Below are 21,382 nucleotides of genomic sequence, written 5' to 3' on the forward strand. Positions count from 1 at the left end.
GGCGTTCACTCGACCTGGAGGGCCATCCGGAGGAAGTCGCGCTCGGGGGGTAGCTGGGAGCCGGCGTCGATCCGCACCTGGTGCAGTTTTCCCTTCCACGGGAACGGCGGGTCGTAGCCCTCGCTGACCGGCAGGCCGCGGTCCGCGCCGAGAGTGATCGACGTGCCGCCGTRCTGCCAGACGAACGGCAGCGTGTGGTCGACGTGGACGGTCCCGACGGCCTCGCCGTCGACGACGGCGTCGACGTGCAGGCCGCCTGCCGGTTCCGGCCGCAGCACCAGCCCCGCCCAGTGCCGGCCGGCCGGCAGGGGCCGGCCGGCCACCACCTCGATGTCCGCGCCGGGGATGGCCGCCGCGACCCGCAGCGTCCCGTCCACGACGTAGGCGACGAACCCGCCGGTCCAGTCGCCGAGGGCGAACAGAACCCCGGCGGCGCTCTCCACCGGGTCCGGGACGTCGACGTCGGCGATGATCCGGGCGCCGCCGAACATCAGCGGCAGCGAGTCGTCCGAGACCGGCCCGCCCTCCGGGCGGAGCACCACGGTCTGTGCCGGGGGGTACGCGCGGGGCAGGAGTGTGCTGATCCGCTTGAGCATGCCGTCGTACAGCGGAAGCACGTTGTTCGCGCCCGCCTCGACGTACCACTGCCGTTCCAGTCGCGTCACGACCTCGGGATGGTCGTCGGCGACGTCGTGCGCCTCGGAGAAGTCGTCCGCCAGCCGGAAAAGCGACCAGCGGTCGTCGTCGAAGTGCCGGCTGCCCTCCATCAGCCGTTCCTCGTCGATGACCCCCTCCGAGACGTGGTCGGTGGTCGCCTTCCAGCCGTCGGCGATGATCGATCGGGAGCCGAGCATCTCGAAGTACTGCGTCGTGCGCGGGCTCGGCGCCGCCGGGTCGGTGAAGGTCGGCCGCAGGCTCGCGCCCGCGACCCGCTGCTGGCGCACGCCGTCGACCGACTCGGGCAGCTCGATCCCACAGGCGTCGAGGACCGTCGGCAGGATGTCGATCGCGTGGCCGACCTGGCCGCGCACGCCGCTCGCCGCCTGGACGGCGCCGGCGTCGATGCCGGCCGGCCAGTGCACGATCATCGGCACCCGGGTGCCGCCGAGCCAGGTGTAACGCTTCCACAGCCGGAMCGGCGTGTTGCCCGCCCAGGCCCAGCCCCAGGCGTAGTGCGGGTAGCCGCGCCGGCCGCCCCAGTCRTCCAGCCGGGCGAGGTTGTCGGCGAGGTCGTCGACGACCTGGTGGGTGAAGGTGTGCTCGTTGGACGTGCCGTTGACACCGCCCTCGGCGCTCGCCCCGTTGTCGGACATCACGAACAGCAGCGTGTTGTCGAGCACGCCCAGCCCCTCGAGCGCGTCGACGACCTTCCCGATCTGCGCGTCGGTGTGCGAGAGGAACCCGGCGTACACCTCGTRCATGCGGGCGAAGACGCGGCGCTGGTCGGCGCTCAGGTCCGTCCAGCCCGGGACCCAGGACGGCCGCTCGGTGAGCGTCGTGCCCGCCGGAACGACCCCGGAGGCGAGCTGGCGGGCGAAGACCTCCTCACGCCAGCGGTCCCAGCCGAGGTCGAATCGGCCGGCGTAGGTGTCGGCCCAGGACCGCTCGACGTGGTGCGGCGCGTGCATCGCGCCCGTGGCGAGGTAGAGGAAGAACGGCTTGCCCGGCGCCGGCTCCTGCTGGTTCACGACCATCCGGACCGCCTGGTCGGCGAGGTCCTCGGTCAGGTGGTAGCCGTCGCGCGGACCTGCCGGCGGCTCGACGTAGGAGTTGTCACGGACCAGCTCCGGTGCCCAGTGGTTGGCGTCGCCGCGCAGGAAGCCGTAGTAACGCTCGAATCCGAGGCCCAGCGGCCACCGGTCGAACGGGCCGGCCGAGCTGCGCTCACCGGATGGGACGAGATGCCATTTGCCGACCGCCATGGTGTTGTAGCCGGCGTCGCGCAGCAGGCGCGGCAGCGTGGCGGCCGAGCGCGGGATGCGGGCGGTGTAGCCGGGGTCGGTGGTCGGCAGGTCGGCCAGGAAGCCCATGCCGACGGCGTGGTGGTTGCGGCCGGTCAGCAGCGAGGCGCGGGTGGGTGAGCACAGCGCGGTCACGTGGAAGCGGTTGTAGCGCAGCCCCGCGGCGGCGAGCCGGTCCACGGCCGGGGTGGCGATGTCCGAGCCGTAGGCGCCGAACTGGGCGAACCCGAGGTCGTCGAGGAGGATCATGACGACGTTCGGCGCGCCTGCCGGCGGCCGGGACGAGGGCGGCATGTCTGTCAGCCTCCATGCTGTGACCGACCGGATCGATCTTCCCCAAGCCGGTGCGAAATACGAGGAAAGCGCCTGGCGACCCATGGGATCCCGCTCGTCAGCGCGCGTCAAGCATCCGGCGCCGCGCCGATCGGCCGACCGACCCCACGCCGCCCAGCCGACGGCAGTCACCCTCCTACCAGCGCACCGCGTTCGGGGCGAGTTGAACACGTTCAACTTATGGTTTAGCCTCGATACCGAGGGGTTTTGTCGGCCCCGCGAAAGGTGTCCGGTGGCCAGCGACGACAGCGAGAAGCTCGACGATCACAGCGATGGCGACGGCGACGAGCGCACCGGGGACGCGACTCGGCCGCCACCCCCCGGCAGGGGTGCCGCGACCCGGGCGCTGGTGCTCGAGACGGCCCTGGCCTCCTTCCGAGACCAGGGCTACGAGCGGACCACGATGCGCGGGATCGCCAAGGCGGCCGGTGTCTCGCTGGGCAACGCGTACTACTACTTCGACTCGAAGGAGCACCTGGTCCAGGAGTTCTACGCCGCGATCCAGGCGGGGCACCGCCAGCGAGCGGCCGAGGCGCTGCGGTCGCCCGACCTCGCGGACCGGCTCCGCCGGGTGATCCACGCGGGTATCGACGAGATGGCGCCGTACCACTCCTTCGCCGGCTCGTTCATCAAGGTGGCCATCCCGCCGGGCGCGGCGGCCAGCCCGTTCAGCGGGGCGTCGACGGCGGCCAGGGACGCCTCGATCGGGCTGTTCCGGGACGTGCTCGAAGGCCCCACCGGCCTCGCCAGCCGCTCCGGCCCCGCCAGCCTCGCCGGCCCCGCCGGCCGCCCCGGCGCCGCGCGGTCCAGGGCGCCGGGCGGCTCACTGGCGCCGGACCTCCCGGAGCTGCTCTGGCTCGCCTACCTCGGCATCACCCTGTTCTGGGTCTACGACATGTCGCCCGGCCAGGCACGCACCCGCCGGCTGGTGGACTCCGCCGCGCCGCTGATCGCCCGGTCGATCGCGCTGACCAGGGTGCCGGTGCTGCGCGCCGTCGCCGACGACCTCCACGCCCTGGTGTCCGAGCTACGCCCGCCGGGCTCGCGCCGATGATGACGCCTGTCGCCGCGACGCCGCGTGTGCCCGCCTTGTCCGTCCCGCCGGTCACGTCCGTCCCGCCGGTCACGTCGGCCGCCGCGGCGACGGGACTGAGCCCGTACGGCGCCGGACTGCTCGCCGCGCTGATCCTGATCGGCATGCTCGTCGTCATCCCGTGGGGGCTCGGGCTGCTCGACCTGGACATCCTTGACCCGCTGCGCCGCTGGTGGCTGCTGGCCGCCTTCCCCGGCGCGGCGTCGTTCCTCGTCCCACGCGGCCCGGCGGCCGCCGCCCTGGCCGGCGTCTACGCCGCCGGGACCATTGCCCTGCTCGTGGCACTGCCCGAGGTCACGGGACGCGCGCCGGTCCGGCGGCCATCGGCTTGGACGACGCGGCCAGCGACGACGAGGCAGGCGACGATAAGGCAGGCGACGGCGGCGACGAGGCTGGCGGCGTGGAGCGCCCCGGTCCGGGCGGCCATGGCGAGCGCGCTGGTCGCACCGGTGATCGCGTCCAGCGCGCTGGTGGCCGCGCGCGGAGGCTATCCGCTCTTCGGGTTCTCACCGACCGTCCTCACGCTCACGGTCGCGCACTTCCACTACGCCGGCTTCGCCGCCGCGCTGATCGCCGCCCTGGTCTGCCGAGCCCTGCCCGGCGATCCGCGAGCGGGAGCCGCCGCCTGGTCGGTTCCCGCCGGAACCCTGGTGGTCCTCGCCGGCTTCTTCCTCTCCGACTGGGTCGAACTCGCCGGCGCCGCGATCCTGACGGCCGGCCTGTGGCTGGCCGCCTGGCTCACCTGGACCCGGATCCGGCCGCGCGGCGAACGCCTGACGCGCTGGCTGATGGTCATCTCCTGCGCGGTGCTCCCTGTCAGCATGGCGCTCGCGCTGAGCTGGGCGGTGGGGCGAGCGGCGGGCCTCCCCCACCTCTCGGTCGCCTGGATGATCGCCACCCACGGCGTCACCAACGCGCTCGGCTTCGCCGTCTGCGCCCTGCTCGCCTGGCGCACGCTCGACCGCCCCGCCCTGGCGACCCCCACTCCGGCGACTTCCACGGAGGCATGACCATGACCACTGACGGCCCGCATGACGCCGATCCGGCCCGGCACGACGGCGGCCGGCCGCCCCAGACCCCCGATCCCGCGGCCAGCGGCTCTGGCGCCTTCACCTACAAGGAGGTGGGCGCGACCAGGAACGCGTCTCTTCCCGCCGGATACCATCACCTGCTCCACAGGGCGCCGGTCGCCACCGGCGCCGCCGGCTTCCGCGCCGCGGCCGACGCGCTGCTCACCTGGCGGATGCACCGGGCGGCGGGGCTACGGGTACCGGCCGCCACGCCGAGGGCCGCGCCAGGGGTCGCGGCCACCTCCCGCGCCGGCCTCGGACCGCTGGGGATCAGCGCGCCCTGCCAGGTCGTCTGGGCCGACGACGACCCGGGCACGGACAGCGCCGGCTTCGCCTACGGGACGCTGCCGGGCCACCCCGAGTCGGGCGAGGAGTCCTTCACGCTCACCCGGGACGGCGACGACGTCGTCTGGCTGACCATTCGGGCGTTCAGCCGGCCGGCGACACTCCTCCCGCGCCTCGCGGGCCCGGTGGGCCCCATGCTCCAACGCCACATCGCCACCCGGTTCGCGAAGGCCCTACGCCGCCTCGCCACCACCGCGGGCTGACGATCACCGCGGCGCGGAGTCCCCCACGCCCGACTCCGACGGACGGGCCGCGCAACCAGAAGTGACGGGTGAGACAGTGTCGGCTTATACTCCCCAAAAGGGAGATCCGCCAGGGAACCCGCGCCTCAGGAGAAGCACCGTGACCGACGAACTGACCGACCGGGCGGCCTCGCCGGCGAACGAGACCGTGTCGGACTTCGCCCGTACCGCTGTTGAGGAACGTGCGGCCGCGATCATCCGCGAACACGACCTCGTCACCCGTGCATCTCCCGACTTCTTTGACGATCTGCTCGCCGCGCTCGACGCTCCGCCGGCCGAGCCGAACGACGCGCTGTCGCTGGGTGCGGCGCTACTCGACACGATCATCACGGAACGGCGGTGACGAACCTTCGTGTCGTAACCGAGCAGCTGGCCGCCTCGCGCTCAAGGTCAACGATGCGGAAGAGGTGCTATGCCACGCGCGCCGACGTTAGGCCGGCCGCGGTCGTGCTCAGCGCCGATGATCTCGAGTTCCTCGAGGAGACTTTGGAAGTGCTGGGCAACAACACCCTGATGGCGGACATTCGCGAGGCGCTCACGAACGTCGAGGATGCCGCCGTGATGACCAGGGCAGAGGCTCTCCGGTTGATCACCAAGCGGTGACGAATAGCGACGAGTTCGAGGTCGCCGTCTCAGCGCCGACTCGCCGCGCCCTGGGCCAACTGCCGGAAAAGCAGGGGAAAGCGATCGTCAAGCTCGTCTTCAGCCCTCTCACGCGGCGAGTCGGAGCCGTCACGGCCGGCTCGGTCCGCTTCATCAACGCCACAGATCCACCGCTCTGTTCCTCGAACATAACGCTCCGCATAATTCATCTGACGGCCCGACGCTGCTCGGTCCGGGCTGCCTGCCGACGCCACGGGGAGCACTCATGGAGGACACGCTTGCGGTCCGGCTCGGCGAGGAGCTTCGGAGCAGGCGGAGGGCCGCGGGGCTGACACAGTCGGGACTGGCCGGCCGGATCCCCCACTACGACGCCGAGTCGACCGCACAATCATTTCCAAGTGCGAGCGCGGCCGGATCGTGCCGTCCGAAACGATGCTCAAAGCGTTCGACCAGGAGCTGGCGGCGGGCGGCGCGCTCGTCGCACTGGTGCGCGCGGCCCGCTCGCCCGGACGGCACGAAAACGTTGCGCCCCTTCCCGGCCAGGGCGCCGCGGGAGACGACGCCGAGGAGGTCGCCACGGACCGCCGGCAGTTCGCCGTCTTGTCAGCGCTCGCGATCGATACCGTCCGCCGCATGGACACCTTCGGCGCCTCGGTCACCCTGGGCGAGCTGGAGGACGACGTCACCGACCTCGCGCTCCGCTATGAGACGACGCCGCACACACAGTTGTTCTCATCAGTTTCGCGTGCCTGGCAGCAGATCGAGACGATGCTCGAACAGCGGCTCAGTGTCACGGACGGCCTGCGGACCACCAGGCTGGGCGGCCAGTTGACCTACTATCTCGGCCGACTCGCGTTCGCGGGCGGCCACTACCGTGACGCCCGCCGGTTCTGTGACCTCGCCGATCGGTATGCCGGCCAGGTGTCGGACGATGTTCTCGCCGGGTCACTCGCTGGTCTGCGATCGAGCATCGCTTACTACACACACCGCTGGGACGAGGCGGCGATAGTCGCCGGCCAGGCGCGGCAGGAGGCGCCGTCTTACCTGGCGGCCCGGCTCGCCGCATATCAGGCCTGTGGCCTCGCCCGCCAGGGTCTGCACCGGGAAACCGCGGACGCGCTGGCCAGTATGCGGGCGGCTGCAGGGTCGTCGGTGTCCCCGCGTCCTGGCTCGTCGCCGTTCACGGCGGGCAGTGTCGAGATGTTCAGCGCCGTCTGCGCGATCGAACTCGGAGAAGGGTTGGCGGCGCAGCGCCACGCCCGAGAGGCGATTGACCTCATTGCGCCGGATTGTCATGAGGAGCGCGCGCATGCCTACCTCTGCCTAGCCTCTGCCCAGGTGTCGCAAGCGCGGCCGGATCTGGCGGGCGCGGTCGCCGCTAGCTGGGCCGCGCTCGACCTGCCGAACGGCCACCTGACGTCGACGATCGTTTCCGCGCTCGGCCATGTCTGCCGTGATCTGCGGCCCTGGGCGTCTGACCCGGACGTCCAGGCCCTCGGTTCGCTGCTCGACGCGTCCCGAGCGCTTACCCGGAGCCAGTCATGACCCTTGAGTTCGGCCCGCCAGACGTCGTCACGATCCCGAGCGTCCTGACTCCGCGGCTGGTGCTGCGTGGCTGGCGCGCTGAGGACATCGAGCCTTACCTGGAGATGGCGTTGCACCCTGACATGGCGCGCTACACCAGCTCGCCGAGCCGGATCGGGTCAGTGTGGGGGATGACGGCGTTCCAGATCGGGCACTGGGCGCTGAACRGCTTCGGCATGTGGATCGCGCGAGACCGGGCGACGGGCGAGTTCGTAGGCCGGGTTGGCCTCTACGAGGAGCATGGCTGGCCGGACATCGAGGTCGCCTGGACGATCCRCCGGGACCGCTGGGGGGAAGGTCTGGCGACCGAGGGCGGCGCCGTGGCCCTGGAGTTCGCCTTCACCGGTACCGAGCGAGCCCGGGTGATCAGCATCATTCACCCGGAGAACGCCGGCTCGATCCGCGTCGCCGAAAAACTCGGTCTCACCCTGGCCGAAGGGCCCATCGACCGTGACGGCGAGCCACGCAACATCTATGAGATCACCCGCGAGACCTGGGGGAAGCGGGCCAGCCTGAGGTAGGCCCGCCGCGGGCAGTCAGTAGACGGGATTCAGGGCAGGTCGAGGAGCAGCGCGGTCTCCCAGGTGCTCCGGGTACCGGTGGCCAGGCCGTGAAGAACCGCGGCGATGCCAGCGGTGCCTTCGATGAGGCCGGGCGGCTTCCAGCCGGCGGCCTGCGCCGTCTCCAGGTGGTCCAGGAGCTGGTCGAGCAGGCCCGGTAGGCGGGCGCCGAGCGGGTGGAAGCGGGCGTCTGCGTCGGCCGCGCGGACGGTGGCGAGGACGCCGGTCCAGCCATGGCAGAGCGCCGGATCAGGGAGCTGGTCGAGCTGTGCCTGGTCGGTCAGACAGGCGGCGAGCCCGGCTTCAGCGCGTTCCTGACGTACGGGATCGCGTAGCTCGGCGGCGGCGAGCTGCTGGGCGCGGGCGAGGCCGGGGGCGCCGTAGCACCAGGAAGCGCGGCCTGGGACGAGCCGGTCGGGGCGGCCTGCTTGTAGCTCGGCGGCGGTGATGCGCTCGGGCCACCAGTGGCCGGGCTGGCGCCAGGTGTCGAGCCAGCCGCAGATCCGGTCGAGCGCGTCGAGCTGCCCGGGGACAGTGACGCCTGCCCGATACGCGAGCGCGAGGAGAGCTAGGGGGCCGGCGATGCCGTGGGCCATCCCGAAGTCCGCGTGGCCGTCGGCGAACGCGGCGGGCGGTTCGCCGCGTGGGACGTCCCGGCTCCACCAGCCGGGCAGGTCGGGGTCGGTGGGCAGTGGCTCGGCGAGCCGGACCAGGTAGGCGAGGACCTGTCGGAGACGTTCGCCGCCAGGGTGGCGGAGCAGCAGGTAGGCGCCAAGTCCGGTCAGACCGCTGACCAGGTCGTATTCGGTCCGCTCGGGGCACTGCGCCGTCTCGATGCGACGGTGGGCGGCGGCGAGTCGCCGTACGGTCATCTGGTCGACGGTCTCGTCGAGGCGCTGGGCTGCCTGCTGGTAGCAGCCGGGCGGCGCGGCGGTGAGGGCGAACGCGAGGGCGGGTGCTCCGAACCACAGGCCGGCCCCCGCGCCCGCAAAGACGCCCTCTCGGGTGGCGGCTCTGAGCCAGGCGTCGGCGGCGGCCTGGGAGCTCCCGGTGCCGCGCGCCGTGTGCAGCAGGGCGACGCCGGCCGCGCCAGCGGCCAGTGACTGGTCACGCGGCCCGGTCGGGAGCGCGGTCGCCAGCGCGTCGGCGAGCCTGGCAGCGGCGGCGGCTGCGCGGACAAGCCGGTCCCCATGCAGGGTCATCGACGCTCGCCTCCACACGAAGTCCGGTCGGGGCCGCGCGTGGTCGCGCTCGGGCAAGCACGGCCACGCGGCGCCCATGGCTGTCAGAAGGTGACAGTGATCGCGCAATCCTTCTTGATGATCGCGCCGGCCGGGATGTCCGCGAGGTCGGTCAGGGAGATCGCGGTGAGGGTCGGGCTGGCATCGCGGTCGGTGTCCCAGGTCCGGATATGCCCGCAGAGGCGCTCGGCGAGGTCCTGGCCGTCGGGTCCGTGACCGTGGGCGCCGACCTCGTACACCGGGTCGGGGCCGTCGAGGCGGCGCTTGGCGAGGTAGGCCAGCGAGGCGCCGGYGACCAGCGCGGGACTCAGGTTCGGGATCAGTGGAACGCACAGGTCGGCGTCGACCGCGCCGCGGCTGGCGTTGATCCGGCAGACGGCCGGATCGGTGGCGGTGGCGCGCAGCCAGATCCCGTCGATCGGGTCCTGCGGGCCGACGGTCGCGCCCGACCAGACGGCGACCCGGGGCGTGTCGAAGATGCCGGCCAGCCGGTCCGGGTCGATGTCCTGGTCGACGTCGTAGTGGATCTGGACGAGCGGGTCGGCGTGGAGAGCGGCGGCGCGTTCGACGTCCTGGCCGATCATGGGGACGAAGCCGCAGAGAAACACCGCGTCGGAACGCAGTACGCCGTCGTCGTCCTTGACGAAGGCGACACCGCGGGTCTGGCCGCGCCAGCGCAGCGGCAGGACCATCCGCCCGCCGAGGCCGAGCTGGGTGAACCAGGCATGAGGGATGTCGCAGGCGCCGACGGTGACTTCAAGCCGGTCAAAGGGCGAGCTGGCCTCGTCGCCGAGCGCGYCGTCCCGGGTCAGAACCCGCACGGCGCCATTGCCGGTGGCGTCGAGGGCCTTCGAGGCCTGCCCGGTTACCTCCTCGTCGATGTCGGCCGTGACGACCTGCCCGTCAGGGCCGGTGAGTTCGGCGAGGAGCGCCGCGTTGTAACCCGTGCCGGCRCCGGCCTCGAAAACTCGGTCACCGGGGCGGACCTGGAGACGGTCGAGCATGCCGGCGACCAGCGTGGCGACCGAGGCGCAGGACAGGGGCGTGCCGTCCTCAGCTCTCTTGGTGATCACTGCCGTGTTCGGCTTGTACGCCTCCTTCAGCGGCGCGTCRGGAAGGAACAGGTGCCGGGGTACCGCCCGCAGCGCGTCCACGACCCGTTCGTCGAGGGCGGGCTGGCCGGCGACGATCCTGTTGACCATGGCGTCGTGGAGCTCGGTGGCGGTRCTGGGTGTCGCGGTGCTCATGCGCGGGTCCTTGTCGCGGTGAGGGCGGGCCTGGGGCCGCGGGTCAGGGCGGGGCTGGTGGATCGTCGAGGCGCGGCGTCGCCGCGAAGTGGCGGGGCGGCGCGCCAGGCGAGCGCGGCACTACGAGTCAGCCGCAGGCAGGCGGCCTCATGCTGACGGTCGATGCCGCGGTGCCGGTTGAACGACAGGTGCAGCAGGGAGGCCAGGACCGCGGCGGCGTCCATCTCGGCGGGCAACGCCGCGCGGTACGCCATCAGCGCGTCGGCTCGGGCCTCCCACACCTGGGCGAGTTCGCCGGGCAGCAGGGGGTGGGTGCGCGGGGCGCCGTGCCGGGCCAACCGGGTCGTGGCACCAACGACGTCGTGTTCGACAGCCTGGCGGGGAACGGCACTCGCGGTGAAATGGTCGGCGGCGCGGTGCAGGTCGCCGAGGAACGCTTCGGCGAGGTCGAGCAGGGAGAGCGCCGTGAGAGTGTCGCGGTGCAGGCCTGCCGGTGGGTGCCGCAGCACGGCGATGGCCGCCGCCGTGTCGGCGCAGAACACGGCCTCGGCCGCGGCGAGGGCCACCCCGGTGCCGTACCGTCCGGCCTCCGGGAAGTAGGTGTCGAAGGCGACCGCTCCGACGGCGCCCGTCGCGGCGAGCGCCGCGCCCCATCGGCCGAGGGTGGTGAGGCGGGCTGCCTGCTCGGGCCACCCGTGGCGACGCGGACACGCAGGTGGTCGGTCAGCTCGGGGTTGCGGTAGCGCACCATCCACAGGTCCGCGCCGCCGAGCTGGGCGCGCAGGTCTGGCAGGTGGGTCGCGAGGAGGTCGTCCATGGCGGCGGGGTGGGTGTGGACGCGGGCGGAGATCCAGCGGGCGTCCAGGGCGCCGGGTCGGTCGCCGTCGGCGTTGTCTCGGCGGACAAGCAGAGGGCCGAGCTTGTTCGGTGTCGGCTGGCCGGCGCGGACGACGGGCATGACGATCTCGTGGGCGCGGCCGATCCAGGCGAGGCCGTCCTCGGTCGCGGCACGGTTCAGCAGCGCGGTGCCATGTTCGGCCAGGTGGTCGCGGAGGATCGCGGCATGGGCCGGGACGGAGAGGTCGAGGCGCAGAGTCAGATCGCCATCGGCCAGTTCCACCAGCCCCGGGCACCGTTCGCGCCGGCGCCACCGGTCAACGGCGTCATTCCAGTCGGCCGCGGGGACGCCGGCGGCGGGGAGATCCGCGGTGACGAGCCGCCACCGTTCGGGCGCCAGGATGATCCGGCCGTAGCGGACCTCTGGCAGGTGCGGCAGCGCGACGGCGGCCGGGCCGAAGCTGAACGACGTCAGCGCCGCGGCGTAGGCCCGTGGTACGTGCGCGAGGAACCGGGCCAGTAACGGCAACTGCCGGTCCAGCGCCAACGCGTGGTGGACCTGCGGGTCGACAATCCGGCCCGTGGCCGTCTCCAGGAGCAGCAGGCCCCGGCCGGTCGCCGTCAGCGCCAGATCGACGGGTCCGAGCCGGCGCTCGCCGATGGGCGGCTCGCCGACAGCCAGGACCTCGGGCAGGAACCGGGGAAGCCGCGCGACGTTCTGCCCTCGGGTGAACCGGGGCGGGCACGAGAGCTGCACGGCGACCGCGCCCGCGTGGATCGCCGGGGCCTGCCGGTAGACGTGCTCCATCGTCCTGTCACCGGTCGCCGTCAGGAACCGGGCGGACAGCGTGCCCGCCGCGCGTGCCGGAGTGATCGCCAGGACGTAGTCGCCCGCGTCGACCGCCGCCAGGCTTCGAGCCTGGAGGCGGCCGGCGATCTCGCCATGAGCCTGAAGGAAACGGGCGTCGAACAGGTCGCCGTCCGTGATCTCGTCGATCAGCGCGTCGGTCAGGTCGAGCCGGCCTCCGGCGGCCAGCGCCCGCCAGGCCAGCGCGAGCAGCCGCTGGTCCCGCTCACTCACCGACTCAGGCGGCACTGGCAGCACAGAACCCGGGTAGCCGGCCGGATAGCCCAGGCCTGCTGCCGGGTCGAGCACGTCGGTAAGTGGTACGGCCGTGCTGACGCCGTAGCGCTCCACGAACCGGCGGTGGTAGTCAGCCCACCGGGCCGGCCCCAGCGGCTCGCGGCCAAGCCGGGTCAAAATCCCGGCGGCCGTGGTCAGGCCGGAGGCGACCGAGGCGGGAAGCCGCAGGTCGCAGTCCAACAGCAGATCGACGCCAAGGGCGAGCGCCGCTGGGGCCCGATCCGGTCCATCGCCGCGACCAGCACGGCCCGCGGCTCGGACTGTGCCTGAACCGTCGGCAGCGCGTTGCACTCGCCGATGCCGGTCTCGATCTGTTCCAGGTCAGCCAGCAGCGGTGCGGCCTCAGCAAGGTCGGCGGCGCCGGCCCGCCGTAGCGCCGTGACCAGGTGGCCGAGCGGGTCGGGGACCGTCATCGGTGCGCGCAGCCCGCTCAGGAGGAAACCCTCAGCGACCAGGTGGCGCAATATCGCCTCGACCCGCCCGGTGCCGAACCGGGCCGGCGCGACCCCGGCGAACAGCGCGAACGGTGTCGCCCGCCCGCCGGAACGCAGCAGATAGCGGATCACAGTCGTCGCGGCGCCACGCACCCGCCGATCGGTGACCGGAACGCCGCCGAGGATCTGCCCGACCCGCGCGGCGAGCGCCCCGCTGGCAAGCCCAACCGCCTCACTCGCCGCCGGCCAGACCTCTCCCAGCCAGCCCCGGCAGTCGTCCGTGTCGGCAAGGTCCGGCCAGCGCGGAACCCCTCCACCCGGCGAGACCGCCGCCGCCCGCAGCAGTGCGGCGCCCGCCGGCTCGAACAGCCGCCCAGCATCCACAGTCCTCACCACCTTCCGGGAGTTCCGCATAGTGGTGCCGCCCCGCCGTGCTCGGGGCGGCACCATGACGGCTGGTGGCTACGAGCTCGCGCATGCCGACGGGCAGGTGGACGAGCAGCCGTCCGAGGTGTCGCAGCTCTCGCTCTGCGCGCACGAGTCCTCGTCGACGATCGTGATCGGCAGGTCGAACCAGTCGTCCGGCACCGAGTCCGGCACGCCGGCCACCGGCACATCAGGAATCTGGGTGGTGGGCATCGTTGTCGCCTCCAGGGAGTACGGGGCGGGGCGGCCCTCTGTTCGAGTGCCACCAGCGAACGGGCTTCCTCGAGGACCGTCACCAGCCCCGGCCGTGCGCTGAACCGATCACAGCGCGAGTGGCGGACCGTGGCGAGGGTGTGATGCCGTGTCATCACATGTGACAGATCGACGTCACATCGCCCTGTCGTCAGCTGTGACGCCCGTGTGATGCGGTGGCGCTGCCGACCGACGGTTCGTGTTGGCTCGACAGTCGATGGCTACCCCTGCGCCGCAGACCGCGCGCTCACGAAGGCGACTTGCCTGGGCCGTCGCTGTCAGATCCATGCGACTGTGCGGCCAACCGCGGCGTATTCGCGAAGTAGAGCAACAGCGACGGACCGCTCACCCTTCATGTCGCTTGTCGTTCGAAGGAGCGGAGCGACGCCTCGGCCATGACAGGGGCATGTCGTTCCCTGGGCACAACAGAACGGGGTGGTGGATCACGGCTGTCCCGTGGTCCACCACCCCGTCATGCACCGCGAGCCCGAGTCAGGCCGCCGGGTGAGACGTCCTCCTACAGGACCAGGTCCTCCAACATCGTCGTGACCAGGGCCGCGATGGGCGAGCGCTCGGAGCGGGTGAGCGTGACATGCGCGAACAGCGGGTGGCCCTTGAGCGTCTCGATCACCGACGCGACGCCGTCGTGCCGGCCGACGCGCAGGTTGTCGCGCTGCGCCACGTCGTGCGTGAGCACCACCCGGGAGCCGGCGCCCAGCCGGGAGAGCACGGTGAGCAGCACGCCGCGCTCCAGCGACTGCGCCTCGTCGACGATCACGAACGAGTCGTGCAGCGAGCGGCCGCGGATGTGCGTCAGCGGCAGCACCTCGAGCATCCCGCGCTCGACGACGTGGTCGATGACGTCCTCGGRGACCAACGCGCCGAGGGTGTCGTAGACGGCCTGCGCCCAGGGGGCCATCTTCTCGTTCTCGCTGCCGGGCAGGTAGCCGAGATCCTGGCCGCCGACGGCGTAGAGCGGGCGGAAGACGACGACCTTGCGGTGCGCCCGGCGCTCCATCACCGCCTCGAGGCCGGCGCACAGCGCCAGCGCCGACTTGCCGGTGCCGGCCCGGCCGCCCAGCGAGACGATCCCGATCTCCGGGTCGAGCAGCAGGTCGAGGGCGACGCGCTGCTCGGCGCTGCGGCCGTGCAGCCCGAACGCCTCCCGGTCGCCGCGTACCAGCTTCACCGACTTGTCCGCGCAGACCCGGCCGAGCGCGGACGCGCTGCCGCCGGAGGCCGTCAGCACCAGCCCGGTGTGGCAGGGAAGCTCGGCGGCGGCCGGGAGGGTGAGGTGCTCGCCCGCGTACAGCCGGTCGAGGTCCTCCTGGCTCACCCCGAGCTCCGCCGTTCCGCCCCAGCCGGTGTCGACGGGCTGCAGCGCCCGGTACTCCTCGGCGTCGAGGCCGACCACGGAGGCCTTGACCCGCAGCGGCATGTCCTTCGTGACGAGGACGACGTCGTCGCCCTCGGCGGCCAGGTTGAGCGCGACGGAGAGGATGCGCGAGTCGTTGTCGCCGACTCGGAACCCCGGTGGCAGCACCGTCGGGTCGGTGTGGTTGAGTTCTACTCGCAGCGTTCCGCCGCTCTCCAGCGGTAGCGGGTGGTCGAGCCGCCCGTGTTTGATGCGCAGGTCGTCCAGGATGCGCAGCGCCTCCCGGGCGAACCAGCCCAGTTCGGGGTGGTTTCGCTTGGCCTCCAGCTCCCCAATCACAACGAGGGGGAGCACGACGTTGTGCTCCGCGAATCGCAACAGCGCGCGAGGGTCAGACAGCAGCACGCTTGTGTCAACGACATGCGTTCGTGGCACACGCCCACCCGCTTACTCGGAGTTGTCCGGGATAGGCCCCACAGGGGGCCGGGTCCCGGCCTCCTGGCGTTGTCGCGACTGCGGCACGTAGGGGCCTCCCAGCGGTCCAGCCCAATGCCGGACCACGACTTGAGACGTCAGGGCATCACGGTAGCCGCAGGTCGGAGGGTTGGCGACCAACTTTGCCGAACACGTCRCGAAAGTACATCGACGCCTTCCGTAACGCAGATGGCACGGCATCATCGCGACGGCCCACATTGGACGCAAACCACTACCCTGCGCAGCCAACTTGAGTCGCGACGTCGCCGCCTGGGCGCCCACGCGGCGCGTCCGAAAGCGCTGCCGCGATGYGAGTCCAGTCACCCCTCGGCCACGCCACGATCGCTGTCCAGCACGAACTCGCGCGAGGCGTCATCACCCTCCGCTCATACCCAGCAGAAGACGATCATCACCCGTTCCACCTCGGCACTCCGCTCGACCACAGGCCGTTACCGGTATCAGCCGCCGATATCGGGGCCACCTCAGCGACGTAGCGATCACCTGAGCGACGTACGGGGCCACCTGGGCGTGCCGAACCCCGACGTTTCACGTGTCTGAACTTCAGGCAACGAGCCGGGGACCGGGAAAGGGGTGCCATTCCCGTGAGCCATCCTCACGCCCCAAGCCCTGGCTCCCGGCCACGGGCACCCCTCAGGCCGGCAGGCGCGCCCCCAGCAGGCGGCGGACCTCGTCGGCCGTGCGCGCGGGTCGCTCGCAGACGAAGTGCCGGCAGACGTACACGCCGGGCTCGGGTCGGTCGGCGGTGAGGGGGCCGGCCGTCACCACGACCGTGCCGGGTGTGGTGCCGAGCCGGGCGAGCCGTTCCAGGTCCGGCCGGCCGACGACGGCGACCTCGGGCGGTCCGGCGAGCAGCGCCTCCGCCACGGCGCCCGCATGCCCGGCGAACCGGGCGTCCCGGGCGAGCAATGGCGCGAGCAGGCCGATCGTGGCCTCGGCGTCCGCACGGTGCCCGGCCGAACCGGTGAGCGCGGCGTACGTGAGCAGGGCGCCGGCGAACGCCGACTGGCCCGACGGCGTCGCCGAGTCGGAGATCTCACGGGGCCGGCGCAGCAGTGTCGGCGCGTCGTCGGCCGTGTCGTAGAAGCCGCCGTCCGCGGCGCGGAAGCGGGCTCGAGCGACGTCGAGCAGCTGGCCGGCCAGCTCCAGCCACTCGATCGCGCCGGTCACCTGGTGCAGCGCGAGAAGGCCGTCGGCGACATTGCCGTAGTCGTCGAGCACGCCCACGTTCGGGCCCACGCGGCCGTCCCTGCTGGTGCGGCGCAGCCGGCCGTCGACGACGTGCACGTCGCGCAGCAGCACCGCCGCGCGCTCCGCGGCCGCGACCCACTCCGGCTCCTCGAACAACGCGCCGGCCTCGGCCAGGGCGGCGATCGCCAGGCCGTTCCAGCTCGCCACCACCTTGTCGTCGCGCGCGGGCTGCGGGCGGGCGGCTCTCGTGGCCGCGAGCGTGGCCCGCACCCGGGCGAACCGGTCGGCGTCGTCGGGGTCCGCCGGCAGCGCGAGCACGGAGGACCCGTGCTCGAAGGTGCCCGTATCGGTGACCTCGAACAGGCTGGCCGCCCACCCGGCGTCGGCCGGGTCGAGCGCGGCGGCCAGCTGCGCGGGCGTCCACACGTAGCTCGCCCCCTCGACCGGCTGATGGGAGTGGCCGTGCGCGTCCGCGGGCGTGTCCGTGGGCGGTACCGCGTCGGCGTCCAGCGCGGAGGAGAAGCCGCCCTGCGGGGTCCGCAGATCGGCGAGCAGGAAGGCGGCCGTCTCGCGGACCACCCGCGCGGCGAGCGGGTCGCCGGTCGCCCGCCACAGATGCAGGTAGATCCTCAGCAGCTGGGCGTTGTCGTAGAGCATTTTCTCGAAGTGGGGGACGGTCCATGTCGCGTCGACGCTGTAGCGGGCGAACCCGCCGGTGAGCTGGTCGTAGATCCCACCGCGGGCCATCCGTTCGCAGGTGAGCGCGACCATGTCGAGCGAGCGCTCGTTGCCGGTGCGGGCGTGGTGGCGCAGGAGGAGCTCGGCGACCATGGACGGTGGGAACTTCGGCGCGCCGCCGAAGCCGCCGTGGCGCGGGTCGAACCGCGCGGCGAGCTGGTCGACCGCCGAGTCGAGCAGCTCACCGTCCAGCCGGATCGCCGGGCCGCGGCCGCCGGCGGTGGGCGCCTCGGCGGCCTCGGCGAGCTTGCGGGCGATGTCCGCGCCGGAGGACTCGATCTCCTCGCGGCGGGTGTCCCAGGCGGACGACACCGCCGAGAGGACCTGGCGGAACGAGCCCATCCCCGGCCGGGGCGTCGGCGGAAAGTAGGTACCGGCGAAGAACGGCTCACCCGTCGGGGTCAGGAACACCGTCATCGGCCAGCCGCCATGCCCGGTCAGCGCCACCGTGACGTCCATGTACACCGAGTCGACGTCCGGGCGCTCCTCCCGGTCGACCTTGATATTGACGAAATGCTCGTTCATGTAGGCGGCGGTCGTCTCGTCCTCGAACGACTCGTGCGCCATGACGTGGCACCAGTGGCAGGACGCGTATCCGACCGACAGCAGCACCGGGACCTGGCGGCCGGCGGCCTCGGCGAACGCCGCCGGCTCCCACGGCCACCAGTCCACCGGGTTGTCGGCGTGCTGCAGCAGATAAGGGGATGTCTGGTCAGCCAGCCTGTTCGCCACAGAAGCTCCTTCACGGGGTCACGACGCAGCCTGTGACGCTATTGCCCGCCGGCGCTGTCACGCCGATGACACGTCTCACGTCTCACGTCGACCTGACCGCGACGCCGTCCCGGCGAGCTACCCACGCACCCCAGCCACAGCTGGTGACAGCGCATCGGCGCACCACCAACGCAACCACATCTCGACCCCGACCCGCACCAGCCCCGGCCGTACACCTCAGCCCTGGAACCAGGCCCACGAGGGCGCTCAGCGCCCGACGAGACTGGCGCGCCCAGCGCCCAGCCTCATCATCAGCCTCGGTATATGGCGAGCATCAGGGCGACGTAGTGGCAGCAGGCCGCGACGAGGGTGAACGCGTGGAACACCTCGTGGTAGCCGAAGACCGCCGGCGCCGGGTCGGGGCGGCGCAGCGCGTAGATGATCGCGCCGACGCTGTAGCAGGCACCGCCGACGACGAGCAACGTCAGCGTGGCGGCGCCGGCCGTGTGCAGGACCTCGGGGAAGACGAAGACCCCGACCCAGCCCAGCGCGATGTAGAGGGGCACGATCAGGTAGCGCGGTGAGTGCAACCACAGCATGCGCAGGATGACGCCCAGCGCCGCCCCGCCCCAGACGACGGCCAATACCGGCTGCGCGACGTGGCGAGGCATGGCCAGCAGCGCGAAGGGCGTGTACGTCCCCGCGATGAAAACAAAGATCATCGAGTGGTCGAGCCGCTTCATGAGCGCGCGCGCCCGTGAGGTCGACCACATGGTCCGGTGGTAGAGCGCGCTCGTCCCGAACAATGCCGCGATGCTGATCGCGTAAACACCGACCGCGAGCCGGGCGCCAAGCGTCGTCGGCAGCGCCACGGCCACCACGCCGAGCGCCAGGCTTACCGGAAATGCCCCCGCATGTAGCCATCCCCGCATGCGTGGTCGCGTGAGGTCACGCGGGTGCGCTCGCTTGTCGGCGCCGTCGCCGGCGCGGTTGCTGTCAGGTCCTGGAGCCGCCGGCTGCGTCGTCGCGTGAGTGACCACGGCAGAACGATAACCGCACTGGCCACGGAGGGTGGCACGCCCCGGCGCGCGTCGTGGGACCGGTCCGTCCCGATGCGTGATGGATCCAACGTTTCCGCCCCCCGTCGTACCGCGCGACTGTGCATGGAAAGAGCGGTACAGTCTAATGATCCTGAACGCGGCCTCGAGCGTCCCCAGTACGGGCATCACAGGGTAGCGGCTTCCACTGTAGCCGCTGGTTTGTGACGGCCGGTACACGAGGTCGTTCGGGTGCGCAAGCTGCACCTGTATACCGAGGCGAGAACGCGGCAGGTTCAACGCGAGCGGAGGTGTGAGCTGTGACGACCGCGGCACAGATTCCCGGGCTGGATGCCGCCCCGACCAAGCACGCCAGGTTGATCGCCTGGGTGCGTGAGATCGCCGAACTCACCCAGCCGGACAGAGTGGAGTGGTGCGACGGCTCCGCCGAGKAGTTCGACCGGCTCACCAGCCTGCTCATAGAGCGCGGGACCTTGGTGAAGCTTAACGAGGAGAAACGTCCCAACAGCTTCTATGCCGCGTCTGACCCGAGCGATGTCGCCCGCGTCGAGGACCGGACCTACATCTGTTCGGAGAATCGCGAGGACGCTGGCCCGACAAACAACTGGGTTGAGCCCAAGGAAATGCGGGGCACGCTTCGCGGCCTGTTCAGCGGGTCTATGCGGGGCCGCACCATGTATGTTGTCCCATTCTGCATGGGACCGCTCGGCTCGCGTATCTCCGCTCTCGGCGTCGAAATCACCGACTCGGCCTATGTGGCGATCTCGATGCGCACGATGACGCGTATGGGTGCCCCGGCGCTCGAGCAGCTCGGTGAGGACGGCTTCTTCGTGCCGGCGGTGCACTCACTTGGTGCCCCGTTGGAGCCTGGACAGGAAGACGTTCCGTGGCCGTGCAACAACACGAAGTACATCGTCCACTACCCGGAGACCCGCGAAATCTGGTCATTTGGCTCGGGTTACGGCGGTAACGCGCTGCTCGGTAAGAAGTGCTACGCGCTGCGGATCGCCTCGGTGATGGCTCGGGACGAGGGCTGRCTCGCCGAGCACATGCTGATCCTCAAGCTCACCTCCCCGAAGGGGAAGGTCCACTACATCGCGGCCGCGTTCCCGTCGGCCTGCGGCAAGACGAACCTGGCGATGATCATTCCGACGATCCCCGGCTGGAAGGCCGAGACGGTCGGAGATGACATCGCCTGGATGCGTTTCGGCGAGGACGGCCGGCTCTACGCCGTCAACCCGGAGGCCGGCTTCTTCGGCGTGGCGCCCGGCACCGGCGCCGAGACCAACCCGAACGCCGTCCAGACCCTCTGGGGCAATGCCGTCTACACCAACGTCGCCCGCACCGACGACGGCGACATCTGGTGGGAGGGCCTGACCAAGGACAAGCCGGCCCACCTCATCGACTGGAAGGGCCGCGACTGGACGCCGGACTCGTCCGAGCCAGCCGCGCACCCGAACGCCCGGTTCACCGTCCCCGCCGGCCAGTGCCCGACCATCGCCGACGAGTGGGAGGACCCGCGCGGCGTGCCGATCTCGGCCATCCTGTTCGGCGGCCGCCGGGCCACAGCGGTCCCGCTGGTGACAGAGGCGCCTGACTGGCAGCGTGGCGTCTTCTTCGGCTCGATCGTCTCCTCGGAGACGACGGCCGCGCAGGCCGGCGCGATCGGCAAGCTGCGCCGTGACCCGTTCGCGATGCTGCCGTTCTGCGGCTACAACATGGCCGACTACATGGCCCACTGGCTCGCCACCGGGCAGAAGGCCGACGCCGCCAAGCTCCCGCGGATCTACTACGTCAACTGGTTCCGCAAGAGCCCCGAGGGCAAGTTCCTGTGGCCGGGCTACGGCGAGAACAGCCGCGTCCTGGCCTGGATCGTCGGCCGGTTGGAGGGTGAGGTGGACGGCGTGGAGTCCGCTCTCGGCGTCCACCCGACGGCGGAGTCGTTCGACACCGATGGCCTGGACCTGTCCGAGGCCGACCTCACGACCCTGCTCACCCTCGACACCGAGGTGTGGAAGCAGGAGGCCGACCTCATCCCCCAGCACTACGACACCTTCGGCGACCACCTCCCCGCCGAGCTCTGGGCCGAGCACGAGGCCCTGGTGGAACGCCTCAACAGCTAACGAACCACCACCCGGTCACATCCGACTCGCGTCCGACGATCGCCCCCGCCGCCCCCGCCCCGCCGGCGGGGGCGATCGCGTTCGACCCCAACTCGAGCCCGGGCCTCACCGCACCTGCCAGCATCGTTGTCAAKCTGGCGACGTCGCGATCGACTTGTGTCGGGTTTGACACTGTCTGACCCATCAGTCATGATCCATGCATGCCGTCCCACGCGCACGAGGCCCCCTCGTGATGATCCGCGCGGACCCCACCCTGCCCGACTGGATCCAGACCCGGCTTGGCGACTCGGTGGCGCCCTGTGCCCGCGCCCGCCTGTCCGAT

Annotated in this window: 16 protein-coding genes and 2 pseudogenes; 8 read left to right on the forward strand and 10 right to left on the reverse strand. The window is 71.6% G+C overall.

All coding sequences use genetic code 11. The features are described 5' to 3' along the window. Positions 1–5: 5 nt before the first annotated feature. On the reverse strand, positions 6–2,255 hold the full coding sequence (locus BL253_RS00855) for an arylsulfatase (RefSeq protein WP_076812459.1): 2,250 nt from the start codon (positions 2,253–2,255) through the stop codon (positions 6–8). A 271-nt stretch (positions 2,256–2,526) separates the two neighbouring features. Here BL253_RS00855 and BL253_RS00860 point away from each other — a divergent pair, with 271 nt between their 5' ends. The 7 genes from BL253_RS00860 to BL253_RS00890 all read left to right on the forward strand — a co-directional run bounded on the left by BL253_RS00860 (position 2,527) and on the right by BL253_RS00890 (position 7,752). After that, positions 2,527–3,348, forward strand: coding sequence for a TetR/AcrR family transcriptional regulator (locus BL253_RS00860; protein WP_081437872.1), 822 nt, complete (start codon positions 2,527–2,529; stop codon positions 3,346–3,348). Positions 3,349–3,374: 26 nt separating this feature from the next. After that, entirely contained in the window at positions 3,375–4,397 is a 1,023-nt protein-coding gene (locus BL253_RS00865; RefSeq protein ID WP_241834401.1) for a YndJ family transporter, read from the forward strand. Positions 4,398–4,399: 2 nt separating this feature from the next. Beyond that, entirely contained in the window at positions 4,400–5,005 is a 606-nt protein-coding gene (locus BL253_RS00870; protein ID WP_081437874.1) for a DUF1990 family protein, read from the forward strand. Positions 5,006–5,081: 76 nt separating this feature from the next. Beyond that, complete coding sequence (locus BL253_RS00875) at positions 5,082–5,387, forward strand: type II toxin -antitoxin system TacA 1-like antitoxin (RefSeq protein WP_274535161.1); 306 nt, start codon at positions 5,082–5,084, stop codon at positions 5,385–5,387. Continuing rightward, entirely contained in the window at positions 5,384–5,647 is a 264-nt protein-coding gene (locus BL253_RS00880) for a hypothetical protein (protein WP_076812465.1), read from the forward strand. The genes BL253_RS00875 and BL253_RS00880 overlap by 4 nt, the downstream gene beginning before the upstream one ends. A gap of 432 nt (positions 5,648–6,079) precedes the next feature. Next, entirely contained in the window at positions 6,080–7,192 is a 1,113-nt protein-coding gene (locus tag BL253_RS00885; RefSeq protein ID WP_076812468.1) for an NsdA family TPR-like regulatory protein, read from the forward strand. Further along, positions 7,189–7,752 carry a GNAT family N-acetyltransferase gene (locus BL253_RS00890; protein ID WP_076812471.1) on the forward strand — a complete coding sequence of 188 codons (564 nt, stop codon included), beginning with the start codon at positions 7,189–7,191 and terminating at the stop codon, positions 7,750–7,752. The genes BL253_RS00885 and BL253_RS00890 overlap by 4 nt, the downstream gene beginning before the upstream one ends. 29 nt (positions 7,753–7,781) lie before the next feature. Here the strand turns inward: BL253_RS00890 and BL253_RS00895 are convergent, their stop codons facing one another. From BL253_RS00895 to trhA, 9 genes and pseudogenes are all read right to left on the reverse strand, one after another. Further along, positions 7,782–8,993 carry a lanthionine synthetase C family protein gene (locus BL253_RS00895; protein WP_076812474.1) on the reverse strand — a complete coding sequence of 404 codons (1,212 nt, stop codon included), beginning with the start codon at positions 8,991–8,993 and terminating at the stop codon, positions 7,782–7,784. Between the two features lie 83 nt (positions 8,994–9,076). Continuing rightward, positions 9,077–10,279, reverse strand: a complete 1,203-nt coding sequence (gene fxlM / locus BL253_RS00900) for a methyltransferase, FxLD system (protein ID WP_076812476.1) — start codon at positions 10,277–10,279, stop codon at positions 9,077–9,079. Then, a complete protein-coding gene (locus BL253_RS42745; RefSeq protein ID WP_241834410.1) occupies positions 10,276–11,034 on the reverse strand; it encodes a thiopeptide-type bacteriocin biosynthesis protein in 759 nt (252 codons plus the stop codon). Before BL253_RS42745 ends, fxlM begins: the two co-directional genes overlap by 4 nt. Then, positions 10,983–11,237: pseudogene (locus tag BL253_RS45260) on the reverse strand (lantibiotic dehydratase C-terminal domain-containing protein); the annotation flags it as partial. The pseudogene BL253_RS45260 and the gene BL253_RS42745, both read right to left, overlap by 52 nt. A 153-nt stretch (positions 11,238–11,390) precedes the next feature. Beyond that, positions 11,391–13,144, reverse strand: a pseudogene (locus BL253_RS45265) (lantibiotic dehydratase family protein); the annotation flags it as partial. 12 nt (positions 13,145–13,156) lie between these two features. Continuing rightward, the gene (locus BL253_RS39085; protein ID WP_081437877.1) at positions 13,157–13,333 is read right to left on the reverse strand and encodes an FxLD family lanthipeptide; all 177 of its coding nucleotides are present in this window, start codon (positions 13,331–13,333) and stop codon (positions 13,157–13,159) included. Positions 13,334–13,889: 556 nt separating this feature from the next. Next, positions 13,890–15,182 carry a PhoH family protein gene (locus tag BL253_RS00920; protein WP_076812485.1) on the reverse strand — a complete coding sequence of 431 codons (1,293 nt, stop codon included), beginning with the start codon at positions 15,180–15,182 and terminating at the stop codon, positions 13,890–13,892. Between the two features lie 690 nt (positions 15,183–15,872). Beyond that, on the reverse strand, positions 15,873–17,900 hold the full coding sequence (locus tag BL253_RS00925; protein WP_076812488.1) for a thioredoxin domain-containing protein: 2,028 nt from the start codon (positions 17,898–17,900) through the stop codon (positions 15,873–15,875). A gap of 290 nt (positions 17,901–18,190) precedes the next feature. Further along, a complete protein-coding gene (trhA, locus tag BL253_RS42130; protein WP_338013676.1) occupies positions 18,191–19,105 on the reverse strand; it encodes a PAQR family membrane homeostasis protein TrhA in 915 nt (304 codons plus the stop codon). A 131-nt stretch (positions 19,106–19,236) separates the two neighbouring features. On the opposite strand from trhA, the gene BL253_RS00935 reads away from it, so the two are divergent. Beyond that, the gene (locus BL253_RS00935; protein WP_076812489.1) at positions 19,237–21,060 is read left to right on the forward strand and encodes a phosphoenolpyruvate carboxykinase (GTP); all 1,824 of its coding nucleotides are present in this window, start codon (positions 19,237–19,239) and stop codon (positions 21,058–21,060) included. Positions 21,061–21,382: the final 322 nt, after the last annotated feature.

It is taken from the genome of Pseudofrankia asymbiotica, assembly GCF_001983105.1.
GTDB classification, from domain to species: Bacteria; Actinomycetota; Actinomycetes; order Frankiales; family Frankiaceae; genus Pseudofrankia; species Pseudofrankia asymbiotica.

Coding starts and splice junctions, on each gene's coding strand:
- BL253_RS00870 (WP_081437874.1), top strand. CDS start 4,400: ATGACCACTGACGGCCCGCATGACGCCGATCCGGCCCGGCACGACGGC.
- BL253_RS00885 (WP_076812468.1), top strand. CDS start 6,080: ATGCTCAAAGCGTTCGACCAGGAGCTGGCGGCGGGCGGCGCGCTCGTC.
- BL253_RS00895 (WP_076812474.1), bottom strand. CDS start 8,993: ATGACCCTGCATGGGGACCGGCTTGTCCGCGCAGCCGCCGCCGCTGCC.
- BL253_RS39085 (WP_081437877.1), bottom strand. CDS start 13,333: ATGCCCACCACCCAGATTCCTGATGTGCCGGTGGCCGGCGTGCCGGAC.
- trhA (WP_338013676.1), bottom strand. CDS start 19,105: ATGCCCGTACTGGGGACGCTCGAGGCCGCGTTCAGGATCATTAGACTG.